We start from the raw sequence: 12737 nt of genomic DNA, 5'->3' as shown, positions 1-12737 counted from the left end.
CGGATTGTCGATATGTACGTAGTGCCTGGGCGAACCGCTCCTGTATATCTCGTTCAGCCTTGCGCCCGGGAAGAACGCCGACCTCGTAAGTCCGCTTGCGTCCTTCGAGGAGGTGAATGACAGAGGGATTGGTGATTGTAGCGGCGAAGACTTTGAAGCGCGCGGAAAGATCAACCTCTAGGCCGAGGAACTCGCGGCCGGTCCCAAGGGTAAGTGGTGTGGTGTAGTACTTGCCTTCGATCACGAGAATCGCGTCGTGACTTGCGGGGTCGATTCCTAGCTGGCGGCATCGCTGGGCATCAGCGGAAGGTATGACCAGGACATCTGCCTCGTGGGCGACCTTACTCTTACCGATGACCGCGACTCCAGTATGGACTTCTAGCGGGCCTTTCGGGCTGTCTGGCAAGGCAAGTATCGCATGGGTGAAGCCAGCTCCACTGGGAAGCCTTCCCGGGCTGCGCCTGAGACGAAACTCAGCCGGTATGCCACCGACTCCATCAGCGAAGGAGATGCTATATCCTTCGTTTCTAGCCGCCCGCAGAACCAGCGCAAAGAGATACGCTTCGTAGAGGTCGTTGCCAGCAGTCGGCGACGGACCGCCGACGCTAAGGGCCGAGGGTAGCGCCGTGGGCAACTCTGCTCGCAGTTGGGCGAGCATCCGGGACGCTGCCGTGCCGTCGGGGGCCGCACCCACGTTCGTCATCCTTGCCTGCCTTCAAGGTCCCAGTCGCCTTCATTGCCGCGGCCATGTGGGGTTAGCCATGAGCCTCGGACCACCCCAGCTTCAACCCGAAGCTCATTCAGTGTGTCGAGAACTGAGCGCACCCGGAAGGCGCTGGCGCGTCGGGCGTCAGCCGAGGCCAGTTTCCAGGCCGGTAGCCGGCGACCCCGTAGTTCCGCCTCTGGTGGATCCATGAAGACGACTGTTCCATCCCACGTCTCGGCCCAGAGGTCTGAGGACCCAGCGGCAGCGAAATCCGATCCGCCGTTGTGATGCTCAAGGGTGAGCCGTCGAAGCTCTTCAAGCTGCTTCTGGACGTCCCGTTCCATGGCGAGCGTTCCTGCGGTCGCTACCTCGATAAGGTCGAGCAAAATCGCCAAGCGCGCACGTGGATTTAGTGGTGTGACCACGACGTCGCCGCGTTTGAAGCGAGGCCTGCTGCCGGATCGCTGCCCCGGCGCATGTCGCAACTGATTCAGGTATAGCGGACTGCCAGCAATCTCATCGAAGCGACCATCGTCGAACGCAGTACCGGTCGGGTCTGTCGGCGACTGCGACACACCCTCGGCGGCCAGCGCACGCTCCTGTGTAACGATGAAGCCGAGTCCCAGCTCAGTCAGCAGCTCCTCTACCTCGGCGAGTAACTGCTGGATCTCCTCTTCGGTCACTCGGCTCCTCGTTCACTGCGAAGGGTCTGGAGCTACTGTAGCGGTGAGGGGCACTCGCGGTGGATCGCCGTAGATGCTTGCGATGGGCGGGAGGCGCTACAAGTGCCTGCGAGAGCAGTGATACACCTGGTCAGAAGGCTCGTCTCGGCTGGCGCCAGTCCCCGTGTCGGCGACGCGCGAAAGTGAACCCCTGATCGACGGGTGAATCTGGACCCCTGTTTGAAGATCGTAGGGGTGTTGAGCATGGAGGACTGGGCGGAGATCCGTCGTCTTCATCGGGCTGAGGGGATGCCGATCAAGGCGATCGTCCGCAAGCTCGGGGTGGGTCGTAACACGGTGCGGCGGGCGTTGGCCGCTGAGGGGCCGCCGAGGTATCAGCGGCCGGCGAAGGGCTCGATCGTGGATGCGGTGGAGCCGCAGGTCAGGGCGTTGTTGCGGGAGTGGCCGACGATGCCGGCCACGGTGATCGCGGAACGGATCGGCTGGACTCGGTCGTTGACCGTGCTGAAGGAGCGGGTTCGCCTGTTGCGGCCGTTGTTCACTTCGCCGGACCCGGCGCAGCGCACGGAGTACCTGCCGGGTGAGTTGGCGCAGTGTGATCTGTGGTTCCCGCCGACGGACGTGCCGTTGGGGTGGGGGCAGATCGGTCGACCGCCGGTGTTGGTGATGGTGTGTGGCTACTTGCGGTGGCTGTCGGCGGTCATGATCCCGTCGCGGCAGACCCCGGATCTGTTGAGTGGCCAGTGGGCGCTGCTGGCCGGGTTGGGAGCGGCGCCTCGGGCGTTGGTGTGGGACAACGAGTCCGCGGTCGGGCAGTGGCGCGGCGGGCGGCCGCAGTTGACCGATGCGATGAACGGGTTCCGTGGCACCCTCGGGATTCGGGTGGTGCAGTGCCGGCCTGCGGATCCGGAGGCCAAGGGCCTGGTCGAGCGAGCCAACGGCTACCTGGAGACGTCGTTCCTGCCTGGTCGGATGTTCGCCGGTCCGGCGGACTTCAACGGCCAGCTCATGCAGTGGCTGGTGCGTGCGAACGGTCGTCGGCACCGCACCCTGGGATGCCGACCAGCTGACCGGATCGACGCTGATCGGGCGGGGATGGTGTCCCTGCCACCGGTGGCACCGGTGACGGGGTGGTGCCTGTCGACGCGGCTGCCTCGCGCTCATTACGTGCGGGTGGACGCCAACGACTACTCGGTGCACCCGGCGGTGGTGGGCCGACGTGTCGACGTCGTCGCTGACACCGATCAGGTCACCGTGTCCTGCGACGGACGTCAGGTCGCTTCGCATGCCAGGTGCTGGGCTGCTGGGCAGACCATCACGGATCCGATGCACCGCACGGCGGCGGCGCAGCTGCGCCAAGCCCACCGGCTGGCCTGCGCGGCCCCGGTCGTCGCCGAGGTGCAACACCGGACCCTGACCGACTATGACCGCGTGTTCGGCCTCGACATCGAGGAGGTGGCCTGATGCCCGGCAAGACCAGCAGCCGCAACATCGCCTCCGAGATCGCGTTCCTTACCCGCGCGTTGAAAGCCCCGTCCCTCGCCGCGTCGGTGGAACGCCTCGCCGAACGGGCCCGGACGGAGTCGTGGACGTTCGAGGAGTTCCTCGCCGCCTGCCTGCAACGCGAGGTCGCCGCCCGGGAAGCCCACGGCGGCGAAGACCGCATCCGCACCGCCCGCTTCCCGGCCCGCAAGAGCCTGGAGGAGTTCGACTTCGACCACCAACGGTCCCTCAAACGGGAAACGATCTCCCACCTGGGCACCCTCGACTTCGTGGCCTGGAAGGAGAACGTGGTGTTCCTCGGCCCACCCGGCACCGGCAAGACCCACCTGTCCATCGGCCTCGGCATCCGAGCCTGCCAGGCCGGACACCGCGTCGCGTTCGCCACCGCGGCGCAGTGGGTGTCCCGCCTCGCCGACGCCCACCACGCTGGCCGACTCCAAGACGAACTGGTGAAGCTCGGTCGGATTCCGCTGCTGATCGTTGACGAGGTCGGCTACATCCCCTTCGAAGCCGAAGCCGCGAACCTGTTCTTCCAACTCGTCTCCAACCGCTACGAACGCGCCAGCCTGATCGTCACCAGCAACAAACCCTTCGGCCGCTGGGGCGAAGTCTTCGGAGACGACGTCGTCGCCGCAGCGATGATCGACCGCCTCGTCCACCACGCCGAAGTCATCTCGATGAAGGGAGACAGCTACCGACTCAAAGACCGCGACCTCGGCCGCGTCCCAGCGGCCACCAAGACCGACAACTGAGTAAGGTCAAACACGGGCAAGGGGTCCAATTTCAGGCGCCGCCACAGGGTCCGCTTTCGGGCGTCGCCGACACCCCGCTTCGGCGCCGCCGACCCACTATCTGCGCGGGCTTCCTGCTGAAGCACGTCAGCCTGATCCTTGGCAAGACATGTGCAGGCGCGCCGCAGGTAACGATCCGGCATGACCCGCTGGTCCTGAGCCGGCAAGGCACCACGTGCGATCGCGGGACCTCCCATTGCCCGGTAGCCCGTAGCTTGGACTGCGGACACGACTGCTGTGCCGGATGACACGAGGAAAGAGCCTGCCGATATTGTGATGCTCGTTCGCAGCGGCATGGTGGACGATGACTCGACACTCGTTCCCCACCGTGTCACGAGGTTTTGACCGTGCCTGACTCCTCCGATCTCCGGCTGCTCGCCTCCGCTGGCACCGCCTGCCTGGCGCAGGCCGATGCGCCGCAGCAGACCCTCGTGCGGGTGCACAGCGCCGCCGCTCCTTCCACTGCGCCGGCCAGCGCGGACGAACGGGCGCTGCTGACTATGGTGCGCAGCCAGACCCGGCACAAAATCTGGGGCGAATGTGCGCTCGGCCTGCTCAACATGGGCGTGCACGTTGCCGATCATGTCCGCGCTCTCGGCATGCTGCTCGCCCATGTTCGCGAGCAAGGAGCTCCGGTGTACGCGCACGCCACGCTGGCGCGTGGCGCGGTTGAGTCGGTCGCCTGGTTGTGGTGGCTGCTCGCCGACGGCGAGCGGTTCGAGGCGCGCTTTGGCCGCGGGATCGCGTTCCTAATTGAGGACGCCGGTTTGGCCGCCAAAGCAGCCGACCAGGTGCCCGGTACTGCCTATCTACCGCCGCCGGGCGCGCAGGAGCAGGCCCGGCAGCAGGCACTGCTCGCCCGGCTCGACGATGCCCGTATCGAGCGGATAATGGACCGCCCTGGCACCCGCGTCAAGATGATCCGCGTCGTTCGCAGCGGCGCGGGGTACTCGACGAGCGTGAAGGTCAGCACGCTGATCCCGCAGGCGTTTCCCAGCATGCCCGCGCTTTACGACCTGATCTCCGGGGTTGCCCATGCCCGCCAGTGGGGCCTAATGGACCACGTCAGCGTCAGCGGAGGCGGCCGGATTGCGTCCTGGCGCGCGGACCCGGTCGCGGTGAGCCACTCGGCGCTGATCTGCCTGCAGGCCGCGCAGCGTGCCGGTAGGCTCTTCGCTGACTACCGTGGCCACCCTCAACACCTGACCGTGCAGCAGATGCAGCAGCGCCACGACGGCTTCGACCGGCAGATGGTCCGCTTTGGCCGCAGCGCCGGCTATTTCGAGCATATCCGGCCAGTCGATGGGCTCCTCACCAACCGATGACGAGCCCCGATCTGGGTGCTGTTGGGGCACGAGCCCCAGGGCATAGTGATATGCGCCAGCACATACATAGCAGCTATCGGCATCGGCAAGTGCATACGGGTGGTCGGCAGTGGAGGCGACGGCCCACGTCTGAAGCTCGCCAGCTACGCAACGTGACGATAGGGGCGACCCGGCGGTGCACGAATCTGCCGATGTCCTGATGTCTGCGAGTGCTCGCCGAGCTAGCCGTCAAACCAGCCAGCGACCCATCACGCATCAGGTCACGACCGGCGAGCTCGTTCTCCTCGCGTCACACTTATATCCGGGTGGCGTCACTCGAAAGTACGCATAGCGGGTAGTGCCGACCCACGTATCCGCCTCGACCGCTACAACCAAGCCCTCTACATCAAAGCGATGCACGCCCGACACGCCCCCCGAGGCATAGGCACCCTCGTGCGTGCCCTGACCAAAGCCCCTCGCCGACCTCGACGCCGAGCTTCGGGATGAGACCAATGGTCTCTGTCGCGTCATCCGCCGTAAGCACGCACCCATCGCCCCCGGCGCTGGCATACCGTACTGCAGGACCAGCCTCAGGTGGCCACCTATCTCCATGCCACTATCGGCAGAAATGGGGCAATGCCCAGGACACGCTCAAGCTGACTCCGATGAGACCTCCAGCTCTACGTCAGTAGCCGCCGGCCCTCCGTTCCGAACTTATCCACCACCAGGAACGCCTTGCCCAGCTCGTTGAGCGTCAGCTCCAGCCGCCAAAAGTCCACCTCGCCGGAGGGGTTGGCGTAGGGCCGCAGTCCCGGGGCCAAGCGTCTGCTGCGCCACTGGTCGAAGTCCTCGGTAACGAAGTGGTCTCCCTCGCTGTCGTAGATGACACACTCGGCCTCGTACTGGTCGTACTCGGCGTCCTCGTACGTCTCTTCGTGCACTTGCACGTCGGCCCATGCGAACATCCGGGGGACAGCTTCGGCGTAGCTGGCGAGTCCGAGGAACACGCCCCAACTCGCCAGTTCCTGCGGCTTCTCGCCGTCTTCGTTGTCGACGCCTAGAGAGATCCGGCCGCGTCCGGACGTCTTGTTGATCCACTCTTCGATGTCCACGACCAATCGTTTACCGCTGGCTAGCATCTCCATCCAGGGCTTTGCGAGCTGGAGCTGGCGGATACGCAGAACGTAAGGGTCGCCCTCAGCAGCCTCACGGAGTGGAGCCGCCGCACTGGCATCCAGCACTTGGTCTTCTGGCACAAGCAGCTTCCAGCCGCCAGTGGGCGTCTCCTGAAGCGTCCGGCGATTCATCAGCTGCCAGTGACAGCGCTTGGCTCCGGGGTGGTAAAGCACTACCGCAACGGGCAGGGAGTGATTGAGCCAGTAGGTAACATGCTCGGCGTCGGGCCGGAACCACCAGCCGCCCGGCGCGGCCTGCTGGAACCAGCTCTCACCGCTCTTGATCTGCAGAGCCAGCAGCCGCCCGCGCACATCTTCGCCGTCCACTACCTCAATCTGCGCGTCAATGCCGTAGTCCTCCGTGGGCTGCTCACGGAACAGCCACTTCAGCTCATCCTCGACGGCCAGCTTGGCATGGGTCACGCCAGCACTGGCGACCTTGGCGGAGGGCTTGCGACGCATACCCACATCTTTCCTGCCGAGTGAAACGCTTGGCACTGGCCATTCAGGCAAACGGAGCCGTCGCCGCCCGTGCTACTCCCAGTACAACCAGCGTAAGTAGCAGATGTAGGGCACTGGACCGACGGTCCGTGGGCAGAGCCCAAGCCCCAAATTCCGGGTTAGTACGTTTGGCGTACCCGGATCTGCATCCGACCCAGTACGCCGACCGGTGCTTGCACAGACCCGCCACTCGTACGGAAGCCGGGCCTGCTTGGGCTGAAGCTGTGTAGATGACCATCAGCCGTCGGTGCCGAGGCTGACCTGGCCAGCGTGGTCCTAACCGGTCATGCCCCCGGTCCGAGATCTACGAATATCGCCGCTTTGGGGCTTGTGCTGTGTGGGGTTAGGGTATCGATCGCCCTCGGACACGTTAACCCCCACCAAAGCCGTTCAGGTTTCAGAGCGGTTCGGGTGGGGTCGCTGCTTCTGGCGTGGAAATCGTGCCGGCGATGGCTGCCGACCGAGGGTGATGGTGTCGGCGTCGCAGGTGACGGTGACCTGGTTCGCCCGCAGGTACGCGGCGGTAGCTCGCGCGTCGTCGCGGGCTTCCGTCGTGCGGCCGTCGAGTTGCCGTGCGATGTGAGCGAGGAGCAGGTCTTCGCGTAGGTACAGCGGCTTGGGCCGGCCGGATAGGGGCGGGCTGGCGCTGGTGTGGCCGTGTCGGCACCGGTATCCGGGCCGCCCGTGTACCCAGTGCGCGTCGGCCCGTCGGCCGCAGGCTCGGCAGATGACCAGTCCGGTGAGCAGGTACCGGCGTGGCTGGCCGTCCTCCGGCGCAGGGACCGCGTTCACGGTTTGGGCCTTGACGAAGTCCGCCTCGCTGACCAGCGGCGGGTGCACAAACCGGGCGCACAGTATCCACTGGTCTCGGGGATTCCAGCGGCGTACCGATCCTCGGCTGGTGCGCCGGTCCCCCGGCTCAATCTCCTGGTGGTCGGTGTACTGCCGGTTCCGGGTCTGTCAAACGAACGGTGTAACTCGGGTTTGTTGAGGACTACTTACGGCCTGCGGACAGGCGTCCTTCGAAGGTCATCTCGAAGGCGTTGAGGGCGGGTTTCCAGCGCATGGTCCAGCGGCGGCGGCCTTGCCCGGTCGGGTCCAGGCTCATCACCGCGAGGTAGACGCACTTGAGCGCGGCCGCCTCGTTCGGAAAGTGGCCACGGGCTCGGACCGCGCGGCGGATCCGGGCGTTGACCGACTCGATCGCGTTCGTGCTGCAGACGACGGTGCGGATCTCGGCGTCGAAGGTCAGGAACGGCACGAACTCGGGCCAGGCCTTGTCCCACAACCTGACGATCGCCGGATACCGGCCGCCCCAGGCGTCGGCGAACTCGGCGAAGCGTTCCTTCGCCGACGCCTCCGTCGGTGCGGTGTAGACCGGCCGTAGGGCCCTGGCGATGCCGTCCCAGTGCTGCCGGCCGGCGTAGCGGAAACTGTTGCGTAGCAGGTGGATGACGCACGTCTGCACGACCGCGAGCGGCCAGGTCGTCTCGATCGCCTCTGGCAGGCCCTTGAGCCCGTCACAGACCACCATGCACGCGTCAGCGACACCGCGGTTCTTGACCTCGGTCAACACCTGCAGCCAGAACTTCGCGCCCTCCCCGCCGTCACCGGCCCACAACCCGAGGATGTCACGGGTGCCCTCGACCGTGACCGCGAGCGCGATGTAGATCGGCCGGTTGGCGACCTTCCCGTCCCGGATCTTGACGTGGATCGCGTCGAGGAAGATCACCGGATAGACCGGGTCCAGGGGCCGGTTCTGCCACTCGGTCATGGCCTCCACGACCTTGTCGGTGATCGTGGAGATCGTCTGCCTCGACACGTCCGCGCCGTAGACCTCGGCCAGGTGCGCCTGGATCTCACCGGTGGTCAGGCCTTTCGCCGACAGTGAGATAACCATGTCCTCAACCCCGGACAACCTGCGTTGACACTTACGCACGATCTGCGGCTCGAACCTACCGTCCCGGTCCCGTGGCACCTCGACGTCGACCGGGCCGACCTCGGTCAACACGGTCTTGCCCCGTACACCGTTACGGGAGTTCCCGCCGTTCTTACCGGCCGGGTCGCCCTTGTCGTAGCCGAGGGGATCGGTGATCTCGCCCTCGAGCGCCGACTCGAGGACCCGCTTGGTCAGCTGCTGCAGCAGCCCACCCTCGCCCGTCAACTGCAACCCCGCCGTACGGGCCTGCTCCACCAACCGGGCGACGAGCTCGCCGTCGACCCCGTCCACGTCCGGCCGGCCCGGTTTCCGCTTCACCACCTGGCCAGTATCAGCCCCGGCGGTCACGACATCCGTCATCAGGTGCTTCTCCTTGATCAGGAGTTACACCGTTCGTTTTACAGTCCCAGACGCCGCGTTCGCGGGAGGTCGGTCCCGGCCAGCAGCCAGGCGATTAGGGGCGCCACCACCGATGACGCGGGCTCGGGCCAGAGCAGACAAGCAGCAGCGAACGCTCACGCCGAGTCGCCACCTGACGAGCGTAGGCAAATCGCGGATTGCGTTGCCGGCGGCCGGTGAGTTAGCTGTCCTCAGTACTCGACCGATCGAAAGGGCAGTGGATGACCCGGTACAGCCGTGACGAGGACGAGTGGGGGCAGCTCACCGGGGCCGCTCTGAAGTTCCTCATCGAGCGGGCACGTCTCCAGAAGATGACCACCTACACCGAGCTCAATGCCACCCTGGTCAAACGGACGGGCCTGCGTGGGTTCGATCTCGACCTGGAGAGTGAGCGGGCGGCGATGGGCCACCTGCTCGGGCTGGTGGTGGACCGTACCTTCCCGATGACGAAGCTGATGATCTCGGCCTTGGTGCACTATCTCAACGCGAACGATGCCGGTCCGGGCTTCTATCACCTGGCGGCCGAGTTGGGTCTGCTGCCGCGCAGGGCCTCCACCGCAGCCAAACAAGAGTTCTGGATCGGCCAGGTCAAAGCTCTATACGCCCACTACGCCTAACCGACTCAGTGGGACAGCAGCCTGGCGTTGTCTGAGTCGCTGACGGTCGCAGCGTTCGGCAGGCCGCAGGTCTCGCCCAGCGGAACCTTCCGGATGTCCACTTGGAACCCGGAAAACAGGGCACTGGAACCCCGTACCTACCACCTCACCCCAAGAACAATCGGTCAACTCGACACCGCGGTCTCGACTCAGTCACACGGCACCGGAGACCAAGGTTCCTGAATTCTGCTGGCGGCTTCGGCATAGATTGAAAAGATCCGCGCGGCACACTCGATCAGGGGACTGGCCCGGCTCACGTTGGGACTACCTATGGAATATACAAATTGAAGCTCCAGCCGAGGAATGGGGTACCGTTGTCCATACAGTTATGGGAAAAGGATTGGGCTTTTCGCCAGCTGCTGGAGACGGGCGCACGCTCCGCGTTAGACGCCGCCGGGTTCGCCGGCCGAGTCAATGCCTATCTCGTCGGACTTCCTGCTGCCGACCAGGATATCGCCGCAGTTGAACGAGGCGCTCCGAGCAACCGAGATGATCCGAAAGATATCGCTGGTCGGCTGCGGCTCGACGTCATCGAGGCGATCGTGGAGGATCTCGGTGGCTCAGAATCGGATGATCGGGCCGACTACCGATACAGCCTAGCGCTGGAACAGCACCTCAACCACGTGCATACCGGGCAGGGCTGGCACTACTTCGTGGCTCCTCAATCTGCACGGATAGCAGACCGTTACGTTTACGGCGTCCTGGGTGTTGGGGCCGATGAGCTACATAGCGCTCCCATACATTACCGGGTCGGTTCCGACGGCACGAGTCATGAGATGACGCTTGTCAAGTGCGTTATCCAGCACGTGCTGGAGCAGTCTGCTCTGTATCTGGCAGCAGATTATCGAGGCTATTCCGCCTCCGCCCTGTCCGCCCGAAAATTCGAGATGCTCCGAACGGCTGCAGCGCGGTTCGTTGCCGTGGCAATTGACCCGACTGGCTTCAAGTACGAACGCGATGGCGACATCCTCCTCAGTCGCATCTCCGCTCTTCCGTACGAAGGCAGGGAAGGCCAAGGATCGATCACCATCGCAGATCCGGAGGATCCCTTCGTCGCACCCAGGATTAGGATCGACCCACCGGTGCCGGTGACGGATCTGCACGCCATCCGAAAATTGATGGAGGCTACATCACCCTCCATCGGACTTCTGATGCACCAGCAGAGGATCTTCGGTCTGGGTGGCCTTCGCTCGGAGGAGTCGAAGGCAGCTAGCGCCGAACACACGACCATCAAATTCACAGGGCGTGGAACATGGCAACTGTGGCAGGATGATCGGATGCTGTTGAGAGTCAAGGACGGTTTGGCCGAGCAGGGATCTTTGGCAGATTCACCGATCGATACGGACCTGCCGGAGGTGATCGACTGGTTAATGCCGGGGGCCGACACCGCCGAATTGCAGCGGCTGGCCCGGGCGGCGGCGAAAAATGACCACGGGGCAATGCTGGTGATCGCTGCGGACGCGGAGCAGGAAGCTCGACGGCTGATGCCTCAGGCGTGGAGGACCGAGCCCGCGGTTCTGGACAGTGAGCTGACCGCGCAACTTACGGCGATGGACGGCGCGATCCTGGTCGACATGACGGGGAGGTGTCACGCGATCGGTGTGATCCTGGATGGAGTGGCCGCTGGCGAAGGGGACGCGGGACGGGGAAGTCGTTACAACAATCCGGTGCGCTATCTAGGAACGGCGCAAGCGAACGGGCGCCTTCCGTGCGCGATCACCGTCATTTACAGCACGGACGGTACCGTGAACGTCCTCCCGAAGCGCCCGCGGAAGGTGGACCGCGAGTTTGTCGATCATCTCGTGCAACGCCTCCGTCATCACACTGAAGTCAAGCACCCCGACCTTTATGACCTCGGCGTCACTGTCAAATCTTTGATTGATCATCGTTTCTACCTGCTCGCCGACGACTGCGACAAGGTCAATCGTGCGTTGGCCACACTCCATGAGTCCCTAAGCGACTGGCCGGAACGCAGAATATTGACAGCCGATTTTCGCCCAGATATTCGAATGAACTCGAGTAAATTTTATCTTTGATCGTAAATGCCCTGCCAGCATATACAGTGGACTATTAAGTTCGGGAAACAGTATTCAGCGCGCACGAGGAGTGCGGGGGGCTCACAGTGAGCCTTTTCCAGGCTGATCTTGCAGCTCAGGACGGGTGCGGCGGGCCCGGTGATCGATGGGTGCGAGGCTCCGGGTAGGACAACTGTCGACCAAGACTCGAAGCCCCGACCGGGAGCCTCGCCATGCTGTCCTACCCCGCCACAATCCCGTTGTCCAGCCACACCCTGAACCACCTCGCCGAACGCATCCGCGGCCACCGTAAACAGCGCCGATCCCGGTGGCGGCGCCTCGAGCCCGGCAGGCAGGCGCTGCTCGTTCTCGCCCATCTACGTAACGGCGACACCTACACCCGACTCGCGGCCGGCTTCAAAATCGGCGTCGCCACCGCCTGGCGCTACGTCCAGGAGACGATAGCCCTGCTCAGCTCGGCAGCCGACGACCTGGACACCGCGATGCGACGCATCCGGCTGCTGGCGTACGCGATCCTGGACGGCACGCTGATCCCGATCGGCCGGGTCGCCCAGCAGAAGCCCTACTACTGCGGCAAGCACAAACGCCACGGCGTGAACGTGCAGGTCATCGCTGACGCCGCCGGCCGGCTCGTGTGGGCGTCGCCGGCACTGCCCGGTTCGGCACACGATCTGACCGCCGCCCGCAGTCAGGGCATCATCGATGCCCTGACCGGCGCGAAGGTGATGACCTTCGCTGATAAGGGCTACCAGCGCGCCCGTGGCAGCGTGCGCACCCCGTTCAAGCGGCACCGCTTCCGGCCGGAAGTTGTCACGCAGGCAAAAGGCCGTGAACCGGGCCCACGCGAAGATCCGCGCTCGCGGAGAACGAGCAATCGCCACGATCAAGACCTGGAAAATCCTGGCCAAGCTGCGCTGTTGCCCACGCCGAGCCACCGTGATCGTCCAAGCCATCCTCGTCCTGCACCACGTCGAAACCAACCGCTACCCAGGATGAAAAACGCTCACTGAAGCGATAGCGTCAAATCACTTCAGACACGCGGCA

The 12737-nt window shown here is 64.6% G+C and carries 10 protein-coding genes and 1 pseudogene; 6 read left to right on the top strand and 5 right to left on the bottom strand.

Annotated elements, in window-relative coordinates; translation table 11 throughout:
* Positions 1-703, bottom strand: a pseudogene (locus Pen02_RS40985) (hypothetical protein); the annotation flags it as partial.
* Positions 700-1389: a hypothetical protein gene (locus Pen02_RS40980; RefSeq protein ID WP_203871608.1), complete on the bottom strand. Its 690-nt coding sequence runs from the start codon at positions 1387-1389 to the stop codon at positions 700-702. The pseudogene Pen02_RS40985 and the gene Pen02_RS40980, both read right to left, overlap by 4 nt.
* 234 nt (positions 1390-1623) lie before the next feature.
* Between Pen02_RS40980 and istA the strand changes: the two genes are divergently transcribed.
* The 3 genes from istA (at position 1624) to Pen02_RS40965 (ending at position 5008) form a co-directional block, all read left to right on the top strand.
* Positions 1624-2853: an IS21 family transposase gene (gene istA / locus Pen02_RS40975; protein ID WP_203871609.1), complete on the top strand. Its 1230-nt coding sequence runs from the start codon at positions 1624-1626 to the stop codon at positions 2851-2853.
* Positions 2853-3644, top strand: coding sequence for an IS21-like element helper ATPase IstB (gene istB / locus Pen02_RS40970; protein WP_203871607.1), 792 nt, complete (start codon positions 2853-2855; stop codon positions 3642-3644). The genes istA and istB overlap by 1 nt, the downstream gene beginning before the upstream one ends.
* Positions 3645-4030: 386 nt before the next feature.
* Positions 4031-5008 (top strand): hypothetical protein, encoded by a 978-nt coding sequence (locus Pen02_RS40965; protein WP_203871606.1) that lies wholly within the window; start codon positions 4031-4033, stop codon positions 5006-5008.
* A 659-nt stretch (positions 5009-5667) separates the two neighbouring features.
* Here the strand turns inward: Pen02_RS40965 and Pen02_RS40960 are convergent.
* The 3 genes from Pen02_RS40960 to Pen02_RS40955 form a co-directional block, all read right to left on the bottom strand.
* A complete protein-coding gene (locus Pen02_RS40960; RefSeq protein ID WP_203871605.1) occupies positions 5668-6624 on the bottom strand; it encodes a DUF4365 domain-containing protein in 957 nt (318 codons plus the stop codon).
* Positions 6625-7053: 429 nt separating this feature from the next.
* Entirely contained in the window at positions 7054-7455 is a 402-nt protein-coding gene (locus Pen02_RS43160) for a recombinase zinc ribbon domain-containing protein (protein WP_372445774.1), read from the bottom strand.
* A gap of 202 nt (positions 7456-7657) precedes the next feature.
* Positions 7658-8962: an IS256 family transposase gene (locus tag Pen02_RS40955; RefSeq protein WP_203871604.1), complete on the bottom strand. Its 1305-nt coding sequence runs from the start codon at positions 8960-8962 to the stop codon at positions 7658-7660.
* 260 nt (positions 8963-9222) lie between these two features.
* Here Pen02_RS40955 and Pen02_RS40950 point away from each other — a divergent pair, with 260 nt between their 5' ends.
* The 3 genes from Pen02_RS40950 (at position 9223) to Pen02_RS40940 (ending at position 12703) form a co-directional block, all read left to right on the top strand.
* Positions 9223-9618: a hypothetical protein gene (locus Pen02_RS40950; protein ID WP_203871603.1), complete on the top strand. Its 396-nt coding sequence runs from the start codon at positions 9223-9225 to the stop codon at positions 9616-9618.
* 353 nt (positions 9619-9971) lie between these two features.
* Positions 9972-11693, top strand: coding sequence for a hypothetical protein (locus Pen02_RS40945; protein WP_203871602.1), 1722 nt, complete (start codon positions 9972-9974; stop codon positions 11691-11693).
* Positions 11694-11905: 212 nt separating this feature from the next.
* Entirely contained in the window at positions 11906-12703 is a 798-nt protein-coding gene (locus tag Pen02_RS40940) for a transposase family protein (protein ID WP_443678496.1), read from the top strand.
* Positions 12704-12737: the final 34 nt, after the last annotated feature.

Source organism: Plantactinospora endophytica (assembly GCF_016862915.1).
GTDB lineage: Bacteria > Actinomycetota > Actinomycetes > Mycobacteriales > Micromonosporaceae > Plantactinospora > Plantactinospora endophytica.
This window is presented reverse-complemented; position numbering and strand designations above follow the sequence as displayed.